This is a genomic window from Labrenzia sp. OB1, assembly GCF_001624695.1.
Classification (GTDB): domain Bacteria; phylum Pseudomonadota; class Alphaproteobacteria; order Rhizobiales; family Stappiaceae; genus Roseibium.
Map to the genome: position 1 here is coordinate 192,493 of NZ_JSEP01000002.1, position 24,689 is coordinate 217,181.

Consider the following 24,689-nt stretch of genomic DNA (forward strand, 5'->3'; position numbering starts at 1 on the left):
CAACGAGGTACATATCTCTCCGGATTTGAAAAACGCGCGCGCGAGCCGATAACCCGCGCTCTTTGCTGAGCCTGTTTCCGAGAGTTTTCAATCGGTTGCATTTACGCCCGACACTTGCCTGCCCGATGTCTTAGACAAGACCAGACTCTTTAATATACTTGATCATGGAGAAATCCATTATATTCGCGCAGCTTTCGGTTATTATTTCCGTTGCGCTCGGCTTAGATAATTGTTAACAATATTTAACAAACTGTGGAGTTCAAATGTAATCGTTAGTAGATAAAGTATTCAATGCCCGAACTCAGTAAATCAGATGAAGCAAAACTACTTATGCGCGTTCTTGAGTGCTCTGCGCAACCTGAGGGATGGAATTCCATTCTTGAGCTCATCGAAGAACAACTGGACTGCAGATCATTTCTGGTGGATTTTGATCAGAACGGCGATCCGACACCGAAATTCGGCGAAGACCGGCGAGCACGACAACTTGGTGAAATCTTTCAAAACATACGGATGTCCAGTAGCCGCACCGCGCTGCAGTTTCTGATCGCCGAAGCATCCCTGTTCCAACCCTATTGCAAAACCTCGATCGACGCAGATACGGGCGGCAACAGCTCCCCACCGGATGCGTTGCGCGGCGACGGCCCGGACCGGATGGACCTGTCCGCGACCGGTCAGGATGAGCCGGAGCAGCATCAGATGAGGCTGCTATCCCGCGCTCCGGGACTTGTTTCTCCTCTCAGGCGAACAAAAAATTCAACAATATTGTTCGCCTGCCTGTTCACAGCTCATACGGCGGACACAATCGACAGCGCCGTCGCAAGCGACACCTTCAGGACAATCGTCAAGGCACTCGCGCCCGGCCTGCATACCTTCCTGCGACTCGAACAGGAGAGGTCCCTCGTTCAAATCCACCGCACGTTCCTGTCCGCTCTCGAAAGTCCTGCGATCCTCATCAATGCCAATCGCGATATTCTGGTGCAGACTCCCACGGCACTGGAGATGCTTCAGCAACTGGGGCTGGCCGGCGGGTCGAGCCTCAGGCTACTGGTCAGAAACAAGGATTTTGAAAACGGTCTTCAGGCTCTCGCGCTCGCCGAAGGTCACCAGCGCGCCACAAACGGCGAAACACCAATGGCGCGGTCCGTGTACATCACAGGCCGGGACGGAACGCTCAAACGGATTTCCATTGAAAGTGTCGAAAGCGCCGCCTCGTCTTATTCGAATTCAGACGATGTCGCACCACCGTTTTTCCTGATCCGTATCGCCGCCACGGCAGAGTTGTCCGAGGACGTCGAGAACATCCTCCACGACCTCTACGACCTGTCTCTGTCGGAAGCCCATCTGGCAAGATATCTGACGATGACCGGCTCAATGCATGTCACAGCTGAGCATCTCGACATCACCCGCAATACGGCCAAGACCCATCTTCGGCGTATTTACGAGAAAACCGGTGTGCACACGCAGCTTCAACTCGCAAGGCTGGTACACCAACTGGCGGGCCTTTTCTGAACATTCTGTGACGGACAGGATTGATGCCGCAACAAAACCGCCAGGCGGCCCTCCGCTCAATTTTTCCATCGGATTTCCGGCAGTCTCCGGGTTGGATGCGGGCGGGCGACCGGATTTTTACGGACTCGCAGGTGCGTGCGCATAAAAAAACGGGGCCGCATAAATACGACCCCTAGTTGATCACTGTGCACGTGGCCCCATCGACCACGAATAGTCCATTAAGACAGATCAGTAGGAGATGCATCACCCAAAAGGGTGACTGGGCCGAAATTCGTCCGAAGTTACGTAAAATCCACAAGCTCAACCCCTAATTTTACAACCTTTCCGGGAGCCAACTCCCGACTTGGGTACGCATCTGTTCACAACCGATGCTGTTACGCCGCATTCCATTTGCCGAATTTGCGCCCTATATCGGGTTGGTGTATGCCTGCCCGCCATGTTGCAACTCCCGGAGCCGTCGACAGAGTGACTTCCAAACCCCATACGCCTTTTCTCGACAAGGTGGCCTCGCCCGCGGATCTGCGCGAGCTAGAGGAAGCCGATCTCCAACAGCTTGCCGACGAGTTGCGCACCGAGACGATAGATGCCGTGTCGATAACCGGTGGCCACCTGGGGGCCGGACTTGGTGTCGTGGAACTGACCGTCGCCCTCCATTATGTGTTCAATACACCCGATGACCGGATCATCTGGGATGTCGGTCATCAATGTTACCCGCACAAGATCCTTACGGAGCGCCGTGACCGCATCCGCACCCTGCGCCAGGGCGACGGCCTGTCCGGCTTCACGAAGCGCACAGAAAGCGTCTATGACCCCTTCGGCGCAGCGCATTCCTCCACCTCGATCTCGGCCGGCCTGGGAATGGCAGCTGCCCGTGACCTGAAGGGCGGCGACAACAACGTGATTGCGGTCATCGGAGATGGTGCGATGTCCGCGGGCATGGCCTATGAGGCGATGAACAATGCCGGTCATCTCGGATCACGGCTGATCGTCATCCTGAATGACAATGACATGTCCATCGCGCCGCCCGTCGGCGCGATGTCGGCTTATCTGGCAAAGCTTGTGTCTGGCCCGACGTACCAGTCCCTGCGCGGCGCGGCGAAGAACATCGTCAAGAATCTTCCCAAGCCGCTGTTCGAGAAAGCCGCCCGGGCGGAGGAATATGCCCGCGGCTTCTGGACCGGCGGAACCTTGTTCGAGGAACTCGGCTTCTATTATGTCGGACCGGTGGACGGCCATAACCTGGAACATCTGCTTCCGGTGCTGAAGAATGTCCGCGACACCCACCAGGGCCCCGTGCTGATCCACGCGGTCACCCAGAAAGGCAAGGGTTACGGTCCGGCGGAAGGCGCCCGGGACAAGTACCATGGCGTGGCAAAGTTCGATGTCGTCACAGGCAAGCAGGCGAAGCCGAAGGCAAACGCTCCGAGCTACACCAATGTCTTCGCGACATCGCTCATCAAGGAAGCTGAAACCGACGACAAGGTCGTGGCGATCACCGCAGCCATGCCGGACGGAACCGGCCTGAACCTCTTCGGCGAGGCCTTTCCGGAACGCACCTACGATGTCGGCATTGCCGAACAGCATGCGGTGACCTTTGCAGCCGGTCTTGCGAGCGAAGGCTTCAAACCCTTCGCCACCATTTACTCCACCTTCCTGCAGCGGGCTTACGACCAGGTCATCCATGACGTGGCGATCCAGGGGCTGCCTGTTCGGTTCCCGATAGACCGCGCCGGACTTGTGGGCGCCGACGGGCCGACCCATGCGGGTGCCTTCGACACCGCCTTCCTGTCCTGCCTGCCCGGCTTCGTCGTGATGGCGGCCGCCGACGAAGTGGAACTCAGGCATATGGTGGCAACAGCCGTCGCCTATGACGAGGGACCGATTTCTTTCCGCTACCCGCGCGGCGAGGGCGTCGGCCTGGAAATGCCGGAGCGCGGCAGCGTGCTCGAGATCGGCAAGGGTGTCATCCGCAGGGAGGGCACGAAGGTCGCCCTGCTCAGTTTCGGCGGCCGTATGGGCGAATGCCTGAAGGCAGCCGATGAACTGGACGCCGCCGGTCTGTCGACGACCGTGGCCGATGCCCGGTTCGCCAAGCCGCTGGACATTGATCTCATCCGCCGGCTGGCCCGCTCGCACGAAGTACTCGTGACCGTCGAGGAAGGCGCTGCGGGCGGATTCGGCAGCCATGTCCTGACCAGCCTTGCGGACGAAGGTCTGCTCGACAACGGCCTGAAGATCCGCACGCTCGCACTGCCGGATGTCTACCTCGATCACGACAAGCCGGACACCATGTATGCCAAGGCCGGTCTCGATTGTGACGGTATCCTGAAAACCGTGTTCACAGCGCTCGGATCTCAATCCCTGAGGTCACCTCAGCGGGCCTGAGAGCTCCGGATGCGGCGATAAACCGTCACAAACGGCAACAGAAGCGTCCTTTGCGGGTTTGCGCGGCGCGCGCGCCCAGAACCTGATTGACACCCGCTGTCAGACCTGAAAATGCTGATCGGAAGAATAAACGCGTCGGCTCGAACCGGCGCTTTTGTTTTTAGCCCGATTTTCAGGAGACAGCCGTGGCTCAGACGCTTCTTTCCGTGTCCGCTCTATTGTTGTCCGTCGCGCTGCTGATCTTCGGCCATGGCCTGCAGACAACCCTCCTGCCGCTGGCCGCAGACCGCTTCTATTTCTCCGACTTCGAAATCGGCCTGGTGTCTTCGGCCTATTTCTTCGGCATGGTGCTCGGCTGTCTGGGAGCGCCGCTGATTATCATGCGGGCAGGTCATATCCGCGCATTCGCCGCACTGGTGTCCCTGATGTCGGCAGCCGCGATCCTGCACCCGGTGCTTATCGACCCCTATGCCTGGATGATCATCCGCCTGATTTCCGGTTTCAGCCTGGCCGGGTTCTACATGATCGTGGAAAGCTGGCTGAACGAGACCGCCACGAACGAAAATCGCGGCACCGTGATGTCGACCTACATTCTCATCCTGTTTGGCGCTCTCATGATGGGGCAGGTTTCCATCGCCACGATGAACATTTCCTCCTTCGTGCCGTTCGTGATCGCCTCGGTGATGGTCAGCCTTGCGGTCATGCCGGTTGCCCTGACCACCTCCAACCAGCCCGCGCCGATCACGCTGGTGCGCTTCCGCCCCGCACAGCTCTACAAGAACTCTCCAGCCGCGTTTGTCGGCGTTCTTTTTGTCGGCTGTTCGCAAGGGGCTCTGCTGACGTTATCGCCGCTGTACGGATCGCAGATAGGCCTGTCGACCACGCAGTCCGCCTTTTACGCGGCTGCGATTATCGGCGGCGGCCTGATCGCCCAGTGGCCGGTCGGCAGACTGTCGGACAAGCTCGACCGGCGCCTTGTCATGGCCGGCCTTGGCGGGGGAACAGCGGCCGTTGCCCTTGCAATCGTGCTGTTTTCGCCCGGTGAATTTCAGATCGCCATTCTGTGTGCCGTTGTTATTGGCATGTTCTGCCAGCCGCTTTACGCGATTGCGGTTGCCCATGCGTTTGACCACGCGGCGCATGAGGATTTTGTCGAAACCTCGTCCGGCATGCTGCTTTCCTTCGGGATCGGCTCTATCGCGGGACCGCTGATCGCCTCGCTTGTCATGAGCAAGACCGGCCCTTCCGGTCTGTACATCATGGTCGTCGGGGCCAACGTCTTGATGGTTGCCTTCATCCTGACCCGCGTGCTGACGCGCGGTGCGCTCACGGCGGAGGAAAAGACGGACTTCGAATATGCCTCTACCGCCCAGGTCGGTTCGGTCATTTCCGCCGAACCACTGGACGCTGACGAAGAAGAATATGTTATCTCGCCTGAAGATTTTCCGGCCTACGAAGACGATATCTACAACTTCGACCAGACCTCGCCCGATGATGAGGGAGAAGACCAGCCGGGCCTGGCGGCGGATAACAACTCCGAAACACAGCCAACGTCCGCGAAGGCCGGCGCAGACGACGACACAGACGGTCCAGCTCCGAAAAAGAACGGCTGACCGGGTGCCCCCGGCCGACCTGCTGCGCCGTTTCGCCGCTCGACATACGGCCCGATTGAGCCTATAGCCGCACCATGACCGCACGCATAACACCAATGCAAGTGTTCCGGAAGGAGCGTCACCCGCTGGTGACGCTAACGGCGCTTGCCTTTGCCATGCGTCTTGGCTTTTTCGTTCTCGCCTCGGCACTGTCTCCCGATGCGGCCGCGGCAGCAGGCCTGACAAGTCTGTGCAACTCTTCCGGCCAGCAGCAGTTTCTGCCCGGCGCGCATGATCCGGCCACCTGCCAGTGCGGACCGGTATGTGCCCATGGCTGCTCGCTGAAGACTGATCTTTCCGGCGGTGCGCATGCGCCCTTGCTGACCGGCTCTGCCAACGGAACCGGCGAGACGAGCGTTGCCCGGGACGGACTGCGTCCATTTCTGGGCAGGCTCGCCGCGATCCGTGGCCCTCCCCTTTCCTTGATCTGACACTTTTCTCAAATTCAGAAATCAAGGACATGAAAAATGAAGCTCTGGACATCCATCGCCGCAGCAGCGGCTCTCACGCTTGTTTCCCTTTCCGCCCTGGCCGCGGAATACACGGCCGGCGACCTTACGATCTCCGGCCCCTGGACCCGCGCAACGCCGCCGAAAGCCAGGGCCGGTGGCGGTTTCATCGAAATTGTCAATAACGGTTCGGAGGACGACCGGCTGATCGCCGCGGCTTCGGATGTGGCCGGCAAGGTCGAACTGCATGAAATGGCCGTCACCGACGGGGTAATGACAATGCGCGAAATGGAAGCCGGCATAGACATACCGGCCGGCGAAACAGTCGCCTTGCAGCCCGGTGGCCTGCACATCATGTTCATGGGACTTAACCAGGCCTTCGAAGAAGGCACCAAGGTGCCCGTCGTCCTGACATTCGAAAAGGCCGGTGATGTCGCAATCGAACTCGACGTCGCCGCCATGGGCGCTAAATCAATGGGCGCTGGCCACGCGGGCCATGGCAAGATGAAACACGGCAAGAACTGAATGTTTCCAGAAGAGGACACCTCATGTCAGGACTGAAACTCTTCCGGTACGGGGCCTGGGCGGCAGTTGCCGCCCTTGCCGTCGTCTCCGGCGTGCTGGTCTACCAGCAAACCGCGGGCAATCAGAATTCGGGCGCCCTGATCGAACCGCTCAGTGCCATCGGCGGGCCGTTTGAAATGGTCAACGGCAATGGCGAGACGGTGACGGACCAGACCTTCGCCGGCAAGCCCACGCTGATGTTCTTCGGCTTCACCTATTGCCCCGACGTCTGTCCGACTACCCTGTCGGAACTGCAGGGCTGGATGGAAGCACTCGGCGAGGACGCCGGCGGGCTCAATTATGCCTTCGTGACGGTAGATCCCGAACGCGATACGCCGGACGTCATGCGTGACTATGTCTGGGCCTTCGACAAGCGCATCACGCCGCTGACCGGATCCCGGGAGCAGGTCGACGCAATGATCAAGGCTTACCGGGTCTATGCCAAGAAAGTCCCGCTTGACGACGGCGACTATACGATGGACCATTCGGCGGCCGTTTACCTGATGGATTCCAACAATCGGTTCGTTGGCACCATCGCCTACGGGGAAGACGAGGAAACCGCGCTGAAGAAGCTGCACCGCCTGATCGGCAAGGCACCGGCTTCCAGCTGACCCTGCAACGGAGCAAACCGGACCGATGCGCATGCCGCTCTACATCGGACTGACCGTCGGCGCGACGAGCCTCGTCGCGCTGTCGGTTCTGTTGTGGCTGTATTCCGGTGAACGGGTCTATGCGGACCGGCTGATCTCCGCCATCGCCGGCTGTTTCTGAAAACCCGGCACGCATGTCCAAGCAACGCCTTGACCAGCATCTTGTCGATACCGGCCTGTTCGCCAGCCGCGCCCGGGCGCGCGACGCCGTCCTGCGCGGCACCGTTCGGGTGGGCGGCGAGATATGCACCAAGCCGGCCCGCAAGGTCGGTGCGGATGCCGCCGTGGAGGTGGAAGACCCGGCCGCACAATATGTTTCCCGTGCCGCGCTGAAACTGATGGAGGGACTGTCCCGGTTCGATATCGACCCCAAGGGCAGGATCTGCCTCGACATCGGCGCTTCCACCGGCGGGTTCACCCAGGTTTTGCTGGAGCGCGGAGCCGAGAAGGTGCATGCGATCGATGTTGGGCACGACCAGCTTCATCACACACTGTGCGGCCATCCCCGGGTCACGGCCAGGAACGGTCTCAACGCGCGCGATCTTACGCAAGACCACCTTGACGGTGACTGCCCGGACCTGCTGGTCTCCGACGTCAGTTTCATTTCCCTGAAACTTGCTCTTCCGCCCGCGCTCGACCTCGCCGCCCCCGGTGCGGAGGGCGTTTTTCTCGTCAAGCCCCAGTTCGAGGCCGGCAGGGACAATATAGGCAAGGGCGGCCTGGTCGAGGCAGGGGTCGCGGAGGAGACTGCAACGAGCCTGAAGATCTGGCTGGCATCCCTCCCCGGCTGGCAGGCGGGCGATCTTGTGCCCTCCCCCGTGAAAGGTGGCGACGGCAACAAGGAGTGGTTGCTTTACGGGAGGAAAACAGAATGAGCGTCGCAGGGCCGCAAACACTTTCGTGACGTTTCCAGCCTGTTACCCTTTGGGAAGGTCAACGGCATTTCTGCCAGAAACAAGCCCGGTCGTGTGCGTGTTCACTCTTTCGGCTGCGGAGCAATCTCGATCTTCACCGAAGCGTACCAGTCGGCCGCAGCGCGAATGTCCGCATCGCTCATGTCGGCTGCAACCTCGCTCATGATCTCGTGGGTTCGCTTGCCATTGCGGAAAGCCTTCAACTGAGTGTCGGTGTAGATGCTGGTTTCCCCGGCCAGGTTGGGCGCATCCTCGATCATCGCGATGCCATCGACACCGTGGCAGGAGACACACGCCTCCGGGGCTTCGCTTTCATCCCGGGTCAGCGTTACGGTGACTTCGTGTCCGGCATACCATGCTGCGAGGTCGGCAATTTGTCCGTCATCAAGGTTTTTAGCCACGACACTCATCATTTCATGAACGCGCGTGCCCTCGCGAAATGCCCTGAGTTGATGCTCAATATAGGCGGCCGGTTCACCGCCGATATGCGGGGCGATGGGAATTTTTGCAAAACCGTCAAGGCCATGACAGGTCCTGCACGCGCCGGCCTGTTTCCTGCCCGCTTGCGGATCGCCCGGCGGCAATTCTGTCGCCTGAACAGCCCCGGCGAGGAAAACCACGCCGAGGCTCAAAATCGCGGCTCGCATCACTGGCCGTAGCTGATGCGGTAGATCGCACCGGCCAGATCGTCGGAGACGAGAATGGAACCGTCACGCAATTGCGCGATATCCACCGGACGGCCGAGATATTCTTCGTTCTCGTCGATCCAGCCTTCGGCGAACGGTTCACTGGTCGCATTGCCCTCGTCATCTATGAAGGTGACCATGACGCGCGCACCGACCGGCGTCGTCCGGTTCCAGGACCCGTGCTGGGCCGAGAAGATCGCGTTCCTGTATTTCTCCGGGAACATCTTGCCTGTGTAGAAGGTCATGCCGAGATCGGCGGCATGCGCCACCATTTCGACGGCGGGGAACACGGCATCCGCAGGCGGTTCACTGTCCTTGTACTCATTGGTGCGGACGCTCCCGCCGCCATACCAGGGAAAACCGAAATGCTGGCCGGCCTCGGTCTGGTGGTTGAGCTCACCGGGAGGGATATCGTCTCCCATTCCATCGACCTGATTGTCGGTGAACCACAAGTCGCCGGTCACCGGGTGGAAATCATGACCGACCGAGTTGCGAATTCCGAGCGTATAAACCTCTCGGTCCGTTCCGTCGGTGTTCATCCGGATCATGCCGCCAATGCCCTGCTCGGTATAAAGATCCATCTTTTCCGGTGCGAAGACGTTGAACGGCTGACCGAGCGAGATATAGACCTTTCCGTCCGGGCCGATCTTGCAGACCCTGGCAGTGTGGTTGTAGCTCTCTTCTTCCGGCGGGACGAGTTTGCCGCCCGGTACAATAGGCACCGCAACGACGTCGGGGCTTTCATAGAAGAATTCTGCTGCCGGGTAGAGCAACACCCGGTTCTGTTCGGCAATGATCAGGAAACCGTCCTTGGTGAAGCAGGGCCCGTTCGGGATCGCCTTGGTCAGCGAGGGGGCGAAGTTCTTTACCTCGTCCGCCACCCGGTCCTTGTTGCGGTCGGTCACCGCCCAGACTTCGGTTTTCCGGGTTCCGACGAAGGTCACGATCCCCTGCGGTCCGACCGCCATGTGGCGGGCGTCCGGGACGACCGCATAAAGCTCGATCTTGAACCCGTCGGGCAACTTGATCCGCTCAAGGTTTTTCTTGATGCCGTCGGCAAAGGGGCCGGTCTGTTCGACAACGGTGAAATCCGTGACACCCGTGGTCTTGAAAGCACCGAGCTTTGCCAGATTGTCCGGCAAGGCTGCTGTTTGCGCAAGTGCAGGTGCGGCCAGCAGCGTGACCGCAGCCAATGTCGTCAGGAATGTCTTCATTACTTCCTCCCAAAATCAAGTCGACAAGTTTCTGTTTTCTTTTTTCGACACCTTCAACGCTAGATTTTTATTTCTCTCACTTCAACTTCGATTTGAAATCCAGGTTATCTGCAAAAATCAAAACACTTATTCCCCTGGGTTAAATATCCTGGTGACCAACTTGCGGTTTTCCGGCAGGTTTTCTCGCCCTTCTGTCAAACGGCTTGCTCATCCCCTTGCTTGGCGCTATCGCTCTGCAATGAGTGAGAGAGAGCTGACAATTTCTGAACTCGGTCATCGTGGCGATGGTATCGCCCGGACCGAAACCGGCCCGATATACGTCGAAGGCGCGCTGCTGGGCGAAATCGTCCGGGCACGGGTCGAGAGCGGCCGCGCGCTTGATGCGGTTATCGAAACACCTTCCGCGGACCGGATTTCACCTGTTTGCAGGCATTACGACGCCTGCGGCGGGTGTTCCATTCAGCATCTGGCGAAAGCGCCTTATCTGGCCTGGAAGCGCGGCATCGTCGTCAATGCACTGCGCGAGCGGGGGATCGAATGCGATGTCCCGGACACTGTTGCCGCGACAGAGGGCGGACGACGGCGAGCTGTGCTGACGGCAGCCCGGGCCGGCAACCATACGCTGCTCGGCTATCACGAGAAGGCCAGCCACCGGCTGGTCAATATCAGCGAATGCCCGGTTCTGGACCCCGCCATTGTGAGCGCCCTGCCCGGCCTGAAAGCGCTGGCCGCGCAGGTGCTGCCCAAAAAGGGCGAGCTGCGCCTTACGGTTCTGAACACGACCACCGGCCTGGATGTCTCCATCGACAAGGCCGACAAAGGCTACGACCGCAAGATACCCATGCTTTCGCAAAAGGCGGCCGAACTCGGTTTCGCCCGCTTGTCCGTCAACGGCGAAGTGATCGTCGAGTTTCGACCGCCGTTGCTCGACATGGGCGGGATCGGGCTTGTGGCCGCGCCGGGCGGTTTCACCCAGGCAACAGTTGCTGCCGAAGAGGCCCTGTCCCGGCTGGTTCTGGAGGGCGTCGGCAAGGCCAAGCGGGTGGCCGATCTCTATTCCGGCGCCGGCACCTTTGCCCTGCGTCTCGCCAGGAAAGCCAACGTTCATGCGGTTGAAGGCGATGCGGCCGCCATGGCCGCCTTCGACAAGGCGCTGCGCAAGCCGCAGGGCCTGAAGAAGGTCACCTTCGAGCGGCGTGACCTTACCCGCCGTCCGCTCGTACGCGATGAACTGGAGCCCTTCAATGCGGTGGTCTTCGATCCGCCCCGCGCCGGCGCGCAAGCCCAGGCGGAGCAACTGGCTCTCTCGAAGGTCAAAACCATCGTTGCCGTCTCCTGCAATCCGGCAACCCTGGCCCGGGACCTGAAAATCCTGATCGGCGGCGGCTATGTGCTGCAAAGCGTCACACCGGTGGACCAGTTCCACTATTCGCCCCATATTGAAGCAGTGGCAGTCTTGAAAAGGGAGTGAGCCATGAGTGCGGCGGACAATGAATTCAGGCCTTCTTCGGGCTCTTCTGGAAGTCCACCGCTCTGGTCAATTGCACGCCGGTCGCGCTATGCGCTCCAGCAAGGCAGCCGGGTCGCGCTATATACGCTGCACTCGGAAGTCATGCGGCGCATGAACCGGCGACTGCAGAAAGAACTCCCCGAAACGCCGAAGGTCGTGCCCGAGGGGCCGCTGCCGGGCCAGCGGCGCATGCTGGCGGATATCGTCAAGCTGTTCGCCGAGGATCTCAAGGCCGTCGAGAACGGTCTTTACCCGATGCCGTCGGACGGCACCATGACCCCGCGCGAACTGCTTTCCACCAGTCGGGCCTTTTTCCGGGATGTGCCGCAAGTCGCCCGCCGCAGAGCGGCCGGTGCGCATCAGGAAGTGAACGAACAGGCGGATGGATTTGCAGACGCCCTGCCGCGCTACTATCGCCAGAATTTTCATTTCCAGACCGATGGCTGGCTCTCGCAGGAAAGCGCACGGCTCTACGATTTTCAGGTCGATGTGCTGTTTTCCGGCGCCACGGCCGCGATGCGCCGCCGCGCGCTTGTGCCCTTTGCGGACATTCTGCGCAAAAAGGATCAGCGCAGGGTCGCCTTCGTAGACCTTGCCTGCGGTACGGGCGGGCTTCTGCACCCTGCCCTCGCGGCTTTCCCTCGCCTGAGAGGAACGGGACTGGATCTTTCGGAGCCTTATCTGAACGTTGCCCGGGAGCGAACGCCCTCGAAGCGCGCCAGCTATGTGACAGCAATGGCGGAAGATCTGCCGTTCGCGGACAATTCGCTCGATGTCGTATCCTGTGTCTTCCTGTTCCACGAGTTGCCTCCGAAGATCCGCAGACAGGTGATTGCCGAGGTCGCGCGGGTGCTGAAGCCGGGTGGATCCTTCCTCTTTGTCGACAGTCTGCAGAGCGGAGATGTGCCGGAATATGACGGGCTTCTTTCCGTCTTCCCGCAGCTTTTTCACGAGCCCTATTTCACGTCCTATCTCGACGAAGATCTGACCGACCTGTGTGCCAACAGCGGCCTGCAGCAGCAGCGCTGGATGACGCCGGCCTTCGTGTCGCGCGTGGTGGAATTCGTCAAAAGCAGCTAGATCTATTCAGCGATACTGAATTTTTGACGACCATTCTCTTGAGGCTGAATGCGAACAGGTTTATATCCTGTCGCATGAGACTCGATCAATGGCTCTTGCAGACCGGAGAAAACCGCAGCGCCTTCGCGCGCCGCGCCAACCTGTCCCCTGCTTCTGTAACCGCCCTTTGCAATGACCCCAACGTGTGGGTGTCGCGGGACATGGCCCGCAAAATCGCCATCGCCACCAGCGGCGAGGTTACTCCAAACGATTTTCTCGGACTGTCTACAACCAAGGAGCATCCCGTGTCCCAGGCCCGTGTCGCAGAAGCAATCCGTGCGTTCGAACGTGGTGAAATGGTGGTCGTGACCGACGATGACGACCGTGAGAACGAAGGTGACCTGATTGTCGCCGCCTCCAAGATCAAGCCCGAGCAAATGGCCTTCATGGTGCGCCACACATCCGGCATCATCTGTGCACCGATGACGGTTGCCCAGGCACGGCGCCTGAGGCTCGATCCGATGGTTGCGGAAAACGATGCGCCGCTGTCGACAGCCTTCACCATATCCGTCGACTACCGGCACGGCCTGAAGACCGGCATCTCTGCCGAGGAGCGCTGCTCCACGGTCAGGGCCCTCGCCAATCCCAATGTCGGTGCGGAGGATTTCGTGCGTCCGGGGCATATTTTTCCGCTGGTCGCGAAGGAAGGCGGCGTGATGCTCCGCTCCGGCCACACGGAAGCCGCCGTCGATCTCTGCCGCCTCGCCGGTCTGGAACAGGTCGGCGTCATCAGCGAACTCGTCAATGACGACGGCACCGTCAAGCGTGGCCAGCAGGTCGCGGAATTCGCCGCCGAGCACGATCTGAAAATGGTTTCGGTCTCCGACCTGATCGCCTGGCGCCAGCGCACGGAACGGCTTGTGGAACGGGTCAATGAACAGCCGGTCGAAACCGTCGCCGGCACGGCCTATGCAATGACCTATTCCACGCCCTACGATCCGATGCACCATCTTGCCATCGTCTACGGAGATATTCTCGACGGCCGCAGCGTGCCCGTGCGGCTGCAACTGGAATCCGTTCTCGACGATGTCTTCGGCGGCGGCAAGCCGCTCGATCATATCATGAGGCATTTCGCGGATCGCGGCAGGGGAATCATCGTCTATCTGCGCGAGGGCTCTGTCGGTGTCGCGCAACAATCCAGACGCACCCGGAACGATTTGGAAGCCGACGAAAACGAGGACCACAGCTCCGCGCAAGCTAGACAGGAACAATGGCGTGAGGTTGGACTGGGCGCACAGATCCTGAAAGATCTGGGTGTCAGCTCAATTCGCCTGCTGGCCACTCGTGAACGGCACTACGTGGGGCTGGAGGGTTTCGACATCAAAATAGACGAGACGGAGATTCTCGATAGCTGAGGTCTCTGAAGAGGTAGTCATTCATGGCAACTGGGAACGAGGCGCAAATTTCGGAAGACAGTGAACAGGAAGCCGCGGCGCCTTTCACGGTCAGTTTCAATCGCAGCCAGAGCGAACTCATTGTCTACGGGAGTCTTGTGCTCGGTGTCCTGTTTGCCGCTATCGGCGTCTTTACAGGAGTTCATCTGCTGACACTGGCCGCAGTCGCCCCCATTGCAATGGCCTACTGGCATTACCCGATGATCGAAAAGGGCAAACCGCAGCTCGGAGCTAACGAAGAAGGTCTTTACGTCGAACGGATCGGCTTCATCGACTGGTCTGCCATCCGGATGACTGATGTCAAACGGAAAACCGTCCGCAATATCGAACAGGTCCGGCTGGACGTGCTGCTAACCCGCCCTCTCGACAACGCGCTTACCAGGGCCCAGCCCTTTCCATTCTGGAAAAAATACATGAAACGGAACTGGAAAAGGTCCAGGCGCGAGCACGGCAGGGAGCTGATCGCCATCGACCTGCACACGCTTGCCGCCGACCCGGATGAAATCCTGAGCCGTATCCGCGCGTTCAAGTTTGTCTGAATTGCCGGAAACTGAGTCGCGACACCACTGACCGTCAAGACGGCAAGATGCGGCGGCAGCCTGAACAAGCTGCCGCCTTTCGCTTGCCTACATCAGGTGTTCCTTGAAGAACGCGACGGTGCGGTCTTCCGCGAGCCTTGCCGCTGCTTCGTCGAAACGCGGCGTCGTGTCGTTGTGGAAGCCGTGGTTCACGCCAGGATACATGTGGGCGACATAATCCTTGCCGTTGGCCTTCAGAGCTTCCTCATAGGCCGGCCAGCCGGCGTTGATACGCTCGTCAAGTTCCGCATATTGCAGCATCAGCGGGGCCTCGATCTTCGCGACGTCCGCAGCGTCGGGCTGACGGCCGTAAAACGGCACGCCGGCACCCAATTCCGGATAGGCAACCGCGATCGCATTGACCACACCGCCGCCATAGCAGAAGCCGACCGCACCCACCTTGCCGGTGCTGGCATCGTGGTTGAGCAGAAACTCAAATCCGGCGAAGAAGTCGTTCATCAGCTTTGTGCCATCGACCGTGCGCTGCAACTCGCGGCCCTGGTCGTCATTGCCGGGATAACCGCCGACCGAGGTCAGTCCGTCGGGTGCAAGGGCCAGGAACCCGGCCTTGCCGAGGCGGCGGGCGACATCCTCGATATAGGGGTTCAGACCGCGGTTCTCGTGGATTACCAGGACAGCTGCGAGTTTGCCGGTGGCGCCGGCCGGCCGCACCAGATAGCCGTTAACTTCGCCGTGACCATTCGGAGACGGATAGGTGATGCGCTCCGTGACGATATCGGCATCGTCCGGTGCCACCTGTTGAGCCTGCGCATAATCCGGAGACAACTGATCGAGCAGCATCGCGGCGGTCACACCGGCGACCGCAAATTTCGCCGCCCCGCTCAGGAATTCACGTTTGGTGATTTTGCCGTGCGCATAGAAGTCATAAAGATCGAGAAGTTCCTGCGGAAAATCCTTCGCCGTCATCCGGCGAACCGGTGTCATTTTATTCATGTGATCACTCCCTCAAAGGCACGAAACACTGCAGTGCTTCTGAAACTTAGAGAGAAGCTGCCCAAGGTCCAGCCCCGGGCTCTAGAGAATTGTAACAATATGTAACCGGGGGAGGGTTACCCCACCTGACCGCGGTGGCGCAGGAAGTGATCGGCAAGCACACAGGCCATCATGGCTTCGCCGACAGGAACGGCGCGGATACCGACACAAGGATCGTGCCGTCCCGTGGTTCTCACATCGACTTCTTCGCCCTGCCGGGTGATCGACATGCGTTCGGTCAGGATCGAGGAGGTCGGTTTGACGGCGAAGCGCACAACAAGCGGATCGCCGTTCGAAATTCCCCCCAGAACACCGCCTGAATTGTTGGAAAGGAACTTTGGACGGCCGGCATTGTCCATGCGGATCTCGTCGGCGTTGTCTTCACCGCTCAGGCTTGCCGCTTCGAAACCGTTGCCGACTTCAACGCCCTTCACGGCGTTGATCGACATCATCGCGGCCGCGAGGTCGGTGTCGAGTTTGCCGTATACCGGAGCTCCCCAGCCTGCGGGAACGCCTTCTGCCACAACTTCGATGACCGCGCCGACCGAGGACCCCGCCTTGCGGACATCGTCCAGATAGTCGGCCCACAAGGCCGCCGCTTCGGCATCGGGCGAAAAAAACGGATTTCTGTCGACTTCATCCCAATTCCAATTGCCGCGATCGATCCTGTGCGGACCGACCTGGACAAGCGCGCCGCGGATGCTTACCCCCTGGACAACCTTTCGGGCAACGGCACCTGCTGCAACCCGCATTGCCGTCTCGCGCGCGGACGAGCGCCCGCCACCCCGGTAGTCCCGGATACCGTATTTGGCATCGTAGGTGAAATCCGCGTGGCCCGGACGGAAACGGTCCTTGATCTTCGAGTAGTCCTTCGAGCGCTGATCGGTGTTTTCCACCATCAGGGAAACAGGTGTGCCGGTCGTCTTCTGAGTCCCGTCCTCATCGATCATGACACCTGACAGGATCTTCACTTCATCGGCTTCCCGCCGCTGCGTCGTGAACCGGGACTGTCCGGGTTTACGCCTGTCCATGAAGCCCTGGATATCCGCTTCCGTCAGCGGGATCAGAGGCGGGCAGCCATCGACGACACAGCCGATTGCCGAGCCATGGCTTTCCCCCCAGGTTGTGACCCGGAACAAGTGTCCAAAACTGTTATGCGACATGTACGGCTACCGTTCTCACGCGAAAGAATGTCAGGAGCCGAGCGATACGCCATACTGGATGGAAGCTCAAGTCCTTCGGCCACGACCTGTAAACCCCAGCAACCAAATCCAGGGCGTGCTCAATCACCGACGCCGACAGTCTCCCAATTATTACCCTCCCCAAGAACAATTGGTTCGCGCAACAGAATTGCAGGCTATCGCTATTCATGAGAATCCGCGAAATCCAGAAAACGGAAGAATTAAACGTATCGGACTTTCTAGACTTGATTTGCAAAGTCTTAAACCCTTGCAATTAATATGTAATTAGAACGATCAATAATCAAAAGGCATGCAGGTGCGGATCAGGGGCTGGTTGACTGGACTGATCGTGTTCATGCTGGCTCCCAGCCTGCTGTTCGCTTCCCTCTGGTTTCACAACAAGATCGAAAACGTTCGCGCGATTGACCGCAGCCTTGAAGGGCTGCATCTGATCGAGGCCCTCGGCCCGCTGATGCAGGAAAAAGCCCTGATCGGAAATGTGAAGGGTCCTTCCGCGAATTTTCGTGTTCAGCTCCGGGAACTTGCCGGAGAAGATCGTTCTCCCGCCCTGCTTGCAGACCTGGAGGCCTTTGTCGCCGAGCCCGGTGTCTCCGCCCTGCAACAGGCCCGCAAGCTTACGTCCGCCCTCTCGCAGCTTGCGAAGCTCAGTTCATCGGCCTCTCCCGAGACGTCAAGACTGCCCAGTCTGATCGACGATACGCTTCTGGCCGTCGTTATAGAATCTTCCAAAATGGCCAAGAACGCCGGTCACCTGGCAAGCCTTGAAGACATCAGCGTCTGGGACAAGATGCTGATCCCGGTGCAGGCCGGTCAATTCAAGGCGGCCGCGGATGAAGCCGCCAAGGACACGGCAATCTTTCTAGGGGACCCGGCAGTCACAGCCGCGAATGGCCTGAGCGAACAGGCCCGGCGTTACCGCAAGACCAACCGTTCCTTTCAGACAGCAGGCTCGCAACTGTTGTCTTCCACCATCAAGGCCCATACGAGCGCGGACATAGTTTCAGCCCCCCTCATCGCGAAGCAGCCGGAACTGGTTCAGGTGACTTTTCAGCTGTGGCAAGCAGCTCTGGACGCGCTCAGCGCGGATCTGCAGCAGCAACGGGCAGGGACCCTGTTCGCCGTTGCCCTTGCAGGGCTGGCAGGCAGCGTGGTCATCCTTGCCGCCTTTGCCATTGCCGTGGCGCTGAGCCGCACACTTGCCGCACGCACGCAGCAGGAATTTGAAAATCTCGGATTCCATGATCCGCTCACCAGTCTCCCCAATCGCCGGGCTCTGCTCAAAACCATTCAGAACCTCCCCCGCCCGGGCGAGGGCGTGAGGATCGGGCTGCTGGTCTTCGATCTGTGCCATTTCAAGAAGGTCAACGACCTTTTCGGAGATCAATACGGCGACTCCTTTCTCAGACAGGTAGCCGAGCAGCTGACGCAGCTTGCCGAGCCGGACGATTTCGTCAGCCGAACCGGAGGCACCGAATTCATGCTGCTGCGCCGACGGTTGAAAAATCCGCTGGAGTTCGAGCAGTTTGCGGCCAGGCTCATTCACGAACTTGGCAAGGAGCGGTACCTGCACACCCACAAGGTGACAATCGACGGCAATGCCGGTTTGTTCATCAGCCGGCCCGCCGCGGAAGTCACCGATCAGATCATCGTCGACGCGGCGCTTGCCCTGCGCTCGGCCAAGAAACTTGGTCCGAGAAAGTACAGTCTCTTCACCCGCAACATGCGGGAAACCTTCGAAGAGAACGGACAAACCGCCAAACAGCTTCTCAACGCGTTGCACGACGGCAACGTCGTCCCCTGGTATCAGCCGCAGATAGACATCCACACCGGCACACTGATCGGAGCCGAGGCCCTGGTGCGCTGGATTGACGGCAGTGACGTCCGCACGCCTGCTTCCTTCTTTCCGGCCGCGGTGGAAGCCGGCTATATGGATATGATCGAGAAAACCGTCCGGGAGAACGCGATAGGGCTGGCGGCCAGTGTGAGCGGCAAGACACTGCATCCGATCCATTTCGGTCTGAATGTCACCGCCGATCTTCTGGGCAACTCCGACGCGGTGGACGCATTGGACCGTCAGGTCCGTTCCATGGGCCTGCTCCCCTCCCATATCAGCCTGGAAATTCTCGAGGCGGTCATGATCGACGAGAGCACGGTCGCCCCGATCAAGGAGAATATCGCCCGCTTGTCCGACCTTGGATTCTTCATAGAACTGGACGACTTCGGCACCGGCCATTCCAGCATTTCCAGCCTGCGGGATCTGAAGGTGGACAGGGTCAAGATCGACCGCAGCTTCATCTCGGGCGTGGACACGGACCCGGATCTGCAAAAATTCACCAGCGCGTTGATCAACCTCGCCAAGAGCCTCGATATCCGCGTGCTTGCGGAAGGTGTGGAGACAGAGGGCGAACTTGAGTGGCTGAAGCAGAACGGCTGTGACGACATTCAGGGTTTCCTGATCTCGCCAGCTGTGCCCGAAGACCAGCTTCTGAGCCTGATCCTCAAACACAATTTCCTTTCGGCTCTGAGTGCTCCGGTGCCGCGTAAAACAGTTCTGGGGCTAAGTCGCCGGTGAGAGGGCTACCTGCCTTTTCTTGAATTCCGCGGCTGCAAGCGAAAGGCCGCCATCCGCGCCGTCGACGAAATGGATGTGACGGCAGTTGCCGATGTCCTCCACGAAACAGGTCATCAGCGCCGCGCCGGACACATGCATCCCGTAGACGACGTCTCCGGCTTCAAAGGCCCTGTTCAGGCAGCTTTCGACCGCCGCAAGCTGCGCCGACGTCAGATCGAGCACAAGCTGGAGACTGTCCCCCACTTTACGATGGTCGGTGTTGAGGCTCAGCTCCCGAAAATACTTCGTCGGAGCCAAAGGTCCAATTCGCCAGCCGGTGGTGGTGCTCAGCATGAAAGCCAGACACTCGAAAACGCTCGTCATCCAGCCGCGCGCAGCCTTGCCCGCGAAGGACATCGCCACTTCCAGCCGGAGGTTTCGGGGCGGGAACCTAAAGCGCAGCCGGTTTTTCTCCGCCAATTTTGTGCGGTTGTCGTCCGTCAGTGGATTGAATCCAAGCTCTTCGGCCACATCGTCCATGACTTCCGGAAGGGTTTTGCGGCCGGACGGTTTGACGATCAGAGAGACGATGTGACCATGTTTCGCCGGCAGCGGCTCCCAGCGGCAGGACAGACCGTCAAGTGGCGGTAGTGCCGTGTCCTGAAGTTGGATCGCGAAGGGCTGCGAGGCTTTCGGATCCTTGAGGATGCGGTCGGCTATGGCAAGCCCGTCTCCAAGGATCATCGCCAGGTGATTGCCTTCACTCAGCTGGTACTTGCGCAACTTGACGTCTCCGCCGAGCGCCCTGAGATGCGCCACCGGGATGGCTGCGGCGCGCAGATGCAGTTCCATGACCTGCCGGGAAAGGTCGACAACTCCGGCAAGCGCTTCGCGTCCTGCCTGCACATCGTGTTCGGACACCAAGAGCATCGCGCCGTCGCCGCCGAAGACGAAAGGCACCCGGTCGTGGCCAAGGCGGTTCACGATAGCGGCAATGACCGCCGCCCCCACCATGTTGACCTCCTTGTAGCGCCCGGCGGCAACAGCATCTCCCGAGCGCACGATGTCCGCAGCCAGGACGTACCAGTCATCCGGCACTGGTCGGTAACCGTCCAGTTCGCCGACCGAACTGAAATCCGAGAAGCTCGGCAGATCGCTGTAAAATTCATCCGCTGACACGACACATGCTCCTGACGCCTTTTCGAACCCCGGCTGACACGACGGTCAACACTCCGCAAATCTGTCTACGATGAGTGGAAGCGATCAGATCGGGAGCACCCGGCTCTCACAACTAAAATTTACCACCGGTTTGGTGCCGCCAGTTCCTCGTCAGAAATCGGACGTCGGCGGAGGCCGCGCACTCTCCGGGACCAGGGGTCTCAGCCGGGAGCAAGGCTTTTAAAACAGGCTGACAGGAGGCCCGCCCGCGGAGCCATCCGGTCGAACCGGTTCTCCCTCAATATCATGCTGGAAAGAAGTCGCGCCGGACTTCTGTTTGTCTCAGACGACCTCGAACCGGCTGTCCCTCCAGACGAAGATCTTGTCCTGAGGCACATCCAGCTTGGGAGCCGCCGTTTTTTGCAGCCCTTCCAGCAACCCGCGCACAACACGGAACACACCGCCATGCGACACGACAACCGAGGGGCGGTTAACCGAGCGCAGCCAGGGGCCGATCCGGCCGGTGAGCATTTCGTAGCTTTCGCCGCCCGGGGGAACAAACCCCCATTTGTCGGCCCGCCGCCGCGCGATCAGAGCCTCCTCCTCATCCGCCAGTTCCTCCAGGGTATGACCTTCCCAGTCTCCGAAGGTGATCTCCTTGAGCTGGTCGTCCAGCCGGTAGGCCGCGGGGTCCACGCCCAGTGCCGAGCGCAACAGTTCCATGGTCATACGGGTTCGCCCGAGCGGGGATGCCACGAAGTCGAGCCTGTCCGGCCGGATATTCCCGGCTTCCAGAAGTGCTTTCAACCGCTTGCCGTTTCCAGTCGCCTGGGCCTTGCCGGTGGCGTTGAGCGGAATGTCGCGCTGCCCCTGCATACGCCCTTCCGCGTTCCAGTCCGTCTGGCCGTGACGGATGAAGATCAGCAGTTCAGGGTCATGGAGCCTAGGAAGCAGGCCGGTGTCGGGTGCGGATTGCGGGATCGTCATGGTCTCACTCAGGCAATGCAAAGGCTTCAGCTGCAAACAGAAGACACGTAATAGAAGAATGGCCGGTTGAAACCGGCCATCACGAACTCTTCAGAAAAATAAGGCGGCGGTGTCCGGTCCTTGACCCGTTTAGTCCTTCACCACGGAAATGTCGGGTGCATCGACGGCCTTCATGCCGACGATGTTGTAGCCGCAATCAACGTGCTGGATTTCACCCGTGACACCGCGGCCAAGGTCGGAGAGCAGAAACAGCGCACTGTCGCCGACTTCCTCGATGGTGACCGTGCGGCGGAGCGGCGAATTGTATTCATTCCATTTGAGGATATAGCGGAAATCGCCGATGCCGGAGGCAGCGAGTGTCTTGATCGGTCCTGCGGAAATCGCATTGACGCGAATGTTCTGCGGGCCAAGATCCATTGCCAGATACTTTACGCTGGTTTCCAGCGCGGCCTTGGCGACGCCCATCACATTGTAATGCGGCATCACCTTCTCCGCGCCGTAATAGGTCAACGTCAGGATGGAGCCGCCATCGCTCATCAGCTTTTCGGCACGTTGGGTGACGGACGTCAGCGAATAACAGGAAATATCCATTGTCCGGGCGAAGTTATCGGAAGAGGTATCGACGAAGCGGCCGGTCAGTTCTGACTTGTCGGAGAAGGCGACCGCGTGGACCACAAAGTCGATCTTGCCCCATTTTTCTTCAAGCGCGCTGAACACCGCATCGATCGAAGCCCCGTCGGTCACGTCGCAGTGACCGGCCACAAAGGCGCCGAGCTGTTCGGCAAGCGGCTCGACACGCTTTTTCAATGCGTCGCCCTGATAGGTCAGCGCCAGTTCGGCTCCTGCGTCGGCAACTGCTTTGGCAATGCCCCAGGCAATTGACTTGTTGTTAGCCACGCCCATAATCAGACCACGTTTGCCGTTCATCAGTCCGCGCGTTTCCGCCATCGTCATCTCCGAAAAGGATTCCTGTACCGCCCCCGAGGGCTGGCATCCTATGGCACAAGGGGTTTCTTCCTTCAAGTGAGCAGGCACGCGAATGAAGCGTCGACGGCGGCGCAATCAGCCACTATGTTGGCGCCCGAATTTCACCGTCAAACTTCACAAGGATCCCGTTCATGGAGCGCTCTTCCCATGCTGATCGCTTCGCCGAAATGATCGGCGCGGCACATGTTCTGACCAACCCGGAAGACCAGGCTCCGTTCCTGACCGAATGGCGAGATCTTTACCAGGGGGTCACGCCTCTGGTGCTGCGTCCGGGCAGCACCGAAGAGGTCAGCGCGGTGATGACATATGCCTGTCAGCATGGTTTGAAAATCGTGCCGCAAGGAGGCAACACCGGGTTGGTGGGCGGACAAATTCCGCAGGAATCCGGGGATGAGATCGTCTTGTCCCTCTCGCGTATGAACAAGATCCGATCCGTCGACCCGGCCGGTTTCACCATCACGGTGGAGGCCGGAGTGATCCTTGAGGCCCTGCAAAACGAAGCTGAAAAAGTCGACCGTCTGTTCCCTCTTGCCCTCGGTTCGCAGGGCTCCTGCCAGATCGGCGGCAACATTTCCACCAACGCCGGCGGCACCGCCGTACTGTCCTACGGCAACACCCGGGACCTGGTCCTGGGCCTTGAAGTCGTGCTGCCGAACGGGGAGATCTGGAACGGTCTGAGGACCCTTCGCAAGGACAATACCGGTTATGATTTGAAACAATTATTTATCGGCGGAGAGGGGACCCTGGGGATCATTACCGCCGCTGCGCTGAAGCTGTTTCCCAAGCCGAAGAAACTGGAAGCGGCGTTTGTCGGATTGCCCGATCCACAGGCCGCCCTCAAGCTCTTCTCACTGGCAAAGGCGCAGGCCGGACCGGTTCTGACCGGTTTCGAAATCATGCCGCGCATCGGCCTGGAATTTTGCCTGCGACATCTGGAAGGCAGCCGCGATCCGCTGGAAAACGCTCATGACTGGTACATTCTCATGGAGCTCTCCAGCGCTTCGGAGGCGTTTCCGGTCCGCGACCTGCTGGAGAGCATTCTCGGCGAAGCCTTCGAAGAGGAACTGGTCGAAGACGCCGCTTTTTCACAGAACCTCTCCCAGGTGCAGGATTTCTGGCACATCCGCCACGGCATGTCGGAAGTTCAGAAGCCGGAAGGCGGTTCCATCAAGCATGACGTCTCCGTTCCCGTTGCCGCCATCCCGGACTTTCTCGACAAGGCCATGGCGGCGGTCGAGAGTCTCGTGCCCGGCTGCAGGCCGGTGCCCTTCGGCCACATGGGCGACGGCAACATCCATTTCAATGTCAGCCAGCCGGTCGGCGCCGACAAGGAAAGCTATCTCGCAGGATGGGACGAGATGAACGCTGTCGTGCACGATATCGTTCGTGACTTCGGCGGCAGCATTTCCGCCGAACACGGCATCGGACGCCTGAAGCGCGATCTCCTGGCAGAAGTGAAGCCGGAAATTGAGCTGGATCTGATGCGGCGGATCAAATCCGCGTTCGATCCCGGGAACCTTCTCAATCCGGACCGCGTCATCTGAAAGTATCCGCGCCGTGTCCCGCTGCTCTTGTCCTGATCTGACAATAAAGGACAGTAGTAGCAGACCCTCGAACAGGCTCCTGTTCACTGCAGTCTCTATTGCGCGTGTACTTGGAGAGCCTGACTTTCATCTACGGATCAGGCCGCCAGAAACGGATCGCTTTTCAAGACAGGGTTCGCAAGGCAGATCAATATGCACATTTGACGAGTTGCCGGAATTTCGGCAACCCTGTGGATAGCCTTAACGCAGTTGGCAAAACACGACAGTGCAAAGATCACTTTCACAACTCCGGTCAGCATTCTGTTCTGAAATGAATTTTCGTGACAGGTCATACCGGTAAAAATTTTACCTCTTGGTCAAATCAATCGAATCTTCCCGGAAAGTTTTCCCCACCTTCGCGATGCGCGGCAGGCCGGGTGGACAGGATTGAGTCGTTTTCAGGTCAAAACCATGTTCGCCAAGAGTTCGCCCCACTGAAACGTCTCTGTAAAAATTAACCTGCTTTTCAGCGAAGCATCGAAATCCAACTTGATGAAACTCACTATTTTTACAGCTGCCTTTTGAAAACCTTCAGAAAATTCTGCCGTGCGTTAATTTTTCGCTAATGATTTTCACCAGTCGAAAGTCAATGGTGAACGGACTA

At 59.4% G+C, this 24,689-nt stretch carries 21 protein-coding genes; 14 read left to right on the top strand and 7 right to left on the bottom strand.

What is annotated here, in order from left to right:
• The first annotated feature begins 510 nt into the window (after nucleotides 1-510).
• From OA90_RS03190 to OA90_RS03220, 8 genes are all read left to right on the top strand, one after another.
• Nucleotides 511-1,509, top strand: coding sequence for a hypothetical protein (locus tag OA90_RS03190; RefSeq protein WP_156510367.1), 999 nt, complete (start codon nucleotides 511-513; stop codon nucleotides 1,507-1,509).
• A 423-nt stretch (nucleotides 1,510-1,932) separates the two neighbouring features.
• Entirely contained in the window at nucleotides 1,933-3,894 is a 1,962-nt protein-coding gene (gene dxs / locus OA90_RS03195) for a 1-deoxy-D-xylulose-5-phosphate synthase (protein ID WP_068407060.1), read from the top strand.
• 185 nt (nucleotides 3,895-4,079) lie between these two features.
• On the top strand, nucleotides 4,080-5,507 hold the full coding sequence (locus tag OA90_RS03200; RefSeq protein WP_068407063.1) for an MFS transporter: 1,428 nt from the start codon (nucleotides 4,080-4,082) through the stop codon (nucleotides 5,505-5,507).
• Nucleotides 5,508-5,602: 95 nt separating this feature from the next.
• On the top strand, nucleotides 5,603-5,977 hold the full coding sequence (locus OA90_RS03205; protein WP_068407066.1) for a hypothetical protein: 375 nt from the start codon (nucleotides 5,603-5,605) through the stop codon (nucleotides 5,975-5,977).
• Between the two features lie 36 nt (nucleotides 5,978-6,013).
• Nucleotides 6,014-6,520, top strand: a complete 507-nt coding sequence (locus OA90_RS03210; RefSeq protein ID WP_068407069.1) for a copper chaperone PCu(A)C — start codon at nucleotides 6,014-6,016, stop codon at nucleotides 6,518-6,520.
• Between the two features lie 23 nt (nucleotides 6,521-6,543).
• Complete coding sequence (locus tag OA90_RS03215; protein WP_068407071.1) at nucleotides 6,544-7,170, top strand: SCO family protein; 627 nt, start codon at nucleotides 6,544-6,546, stop codon at nucleotides 7,168-7,170.
• A 31-nt stretch (nucleotides 7,171-7,201) separates the two neighbouring features.
• A complete protein-coding gene (locus OA90_RS29760; protein ID WP_279625798.1) occupies nucleotides 7,202-7,330 on the top strand; it encodes a hypothetical protein in 129 nt (42 codons plus the stop codon).
• A gap of 13 nt (nucleotides 7,331-7,343) precedes the next feature.
• The gene (locus OA90_RS03220; RefSeq protein WP_068407075.1) at nucleotides 7,344-8,084 is read left to right on the top strand and encodes a TlyA family RNA methyltransferase; all 741 of its coding nucleotides are present in this window, start codon (nucleotides 7,344-7,346) and stop codon (nucleotides 8,082-8,084) included.
• Nucleotides 8,085-8,185: 101 nt separating this feature from the next.
• Here OA90_RS03220 and OA90_RS03225 read toward each other — a convergent pair whose 3' ends face one another.
• On the bottom strand, nucleotides 8,186-8,770 hold the full coding sequence (locus tag OA90_RS03225; protein WP_156510368.1) for a c-type cytochrome: 585 nt from the start codon (nucleotides 8,768-8,770) through the stop codon (nucleotides 8,186-8,188).
• Nucleotides 8,770-10,023 carry a PQQ-dependent sugar dehydrogenase gene (locus OA90_RS03230; protein ID WP_068407081.1) on the bottom strand — a complete coding sequence of 418 codons (1,254 nt, stop codon included), beginning with the start codon at nucleotides 10,021-10,023 and terminating at the stop codon, nucleotides 8,770-8,772. The genes OA90_RS03225 and OA90_RS03230 overlap by 1 nt, the downstream gene beginning before the upstream one ends.
• A 238-nt stretch (nucleotides 10,024-10,261) precedes the next feature.
• On the opposite strand from OA90_RS03230, the gene OA90_RS03235 reads away from it, so the two are divergent.
• From OA90_RS03235 to OA90_RS03250, 4 genes are all read left to right on the top strand, one after another.
• Entirely contained in the window at nucleotides 10,262-11,494 is a 1,233-nt protein-coding gene (locus OA90_RS03235; RefSeq protein WP_068407779.1) for a class I SAM-dependent RNA methyltransferase, read from the top strand.
• 3 nt (nucleotides 11,495-11,497) lie between these two features.
• Nucleotides 11,498-12,613, top strand: a complete 1,116-nt coding sequence (locus OA90_RS03240) for a class I SAM-dependent methyltransferase (RefSeq protein ID WP_068407084.1) — start codon at nucleotides 11,498-11,500, stop codon at nucleotides 12,611-12,613.
• 74 nt (nucleotides 12,614-12,687) lie between these two features.
• Entirely contained in the window at nucleotides 12,688-14,007 is a 1,320-nt protein-coding gene (ribB, locus tag OA90_RS03245; protein WP_068407087.1) for a 3,4-dihydroxy-2-butanone-4-phosphate synthase, read from the top strand.
• Between the two features lie 23 nt (nucleotides 14,008-14,030).
• Nucleotides 14,031-14,585 (top strand): hypothetical protein, encoded by a 555-nt coding sequence (locus tag OA90_RS03250; protein ID WP_068407090.1) that lies wholly within the window; start codon nucleotides 14,031-14,033, stop codon nucleotides 14,583-14,585.
• Nucleotides 14,586-14,672: 87 nt separating this feature from the next.
• Here the strand turns inward: OA90_RS03250 and yghX are convergent, their stop codons facing one another.
• Together yghX and aroC are read right to left on the bottom strand one after the other, a co-directional pair.
• Entirely contained in the window at nucleotides 14,673-15,578 is a 906-nt protein-coding gene (yghX, locus tag OA90_RS03255; protein ID WP_068407093.1) for a YghX family hydrolase, read from the bottom strand.
• Between the two features lie 116 nt (nucleotides 15,579-15,694).
• A complete protein-coding gene (gene aroC, locus OA90_RS03260; protein ID WP_068407095.1) occupies nucleotides 15,695-16,780 on the bottom strand; it encodes a chorismate synthase in 1,086 nt (361 codons plus the stop codon).
• Nucleotides 16,781-17,132: 352 nt separating this feature from the next.
• Between aroC and OA90_RS03265 the strand changes: the two genes are divergently transcribed.
• Nucleotides 17,133-19,391: a bifunctional diguanylate cyclase/phosphodiesterase gene (locus OA90_RS03265; protein WP_208985950.1), complete on the top strand. Its 2,259-nt coding sequence runs from the start codon at nucleotides 17,133-17,135 to the stop codon at nucleotides 19,389-19,391.
• Here OA90_RS03265 and OA90_RS03270 read toward each other — a convergent pair.
• From OA90_RS03270 to fabI, 3 genes are all read right to left on the bottom strand, one after another.
• Nucleotides 19,377-20,549: a DUF3095 family protein gene (locus OA90_RS03270; protein ID WP_082836815.1), complete on the bottom strand. Its 1,173-nt coding sequence runs from the start codon at nucleotides 20,547-20,549 to the stop codon at nucleotides 19,377-19,379. The genes OA90_RS03265 and OA90_RS03270 overlap by 15 nt on opposite strands.
• 321 nt (nucleotides 20,550-20,870) lie before the next feature.
• Complete coding sequence (locus OA90_RS03275) at nucleotides 20,871-21,515, bottom strand: histidine phosphatase family protein (RefSeq protein ID WP_068407098.1); 645 nt, start codon at nucleotides 21,513-21,515, stop codon at nucleotides 20,871-20,873.
• A 129-nt stretch (nucleotides 21,516-21,644) separates the two neighbouring features.
• Entirely contained in the window at nucleotides 21,645-22,463 is an 819-nt protein-coding gene (fabI, locus tag OA90_RS03280) for an enoyl-ACP reductase FabI (RefSeq protein ID WP_068407101.1), read from the bottom strand.
• A gap of 170 nt (nucleotides 22,464-22,633) precedes the next feature.
• On the opposite strand from fabI, the gene OA90_RS03285 reads away from it, so the two are divergent.
• Nucleotides 22,634-24,046 carry an FAD-binding oxidoreductase gene (locus OA90_RS03285; protein ID WP_068407104.1) on the top strand — a complete coding sequence of 471 codons (1,413 nt, stop codon included), beginning with the start codon at nucleotides 22,634-22,636 and terminating at the stop codon, nucleotides 24,044-24,046.
• The last annotated feature ends 643 nt before the right edge of the window (nucleotides 24,047-24,689 follow it).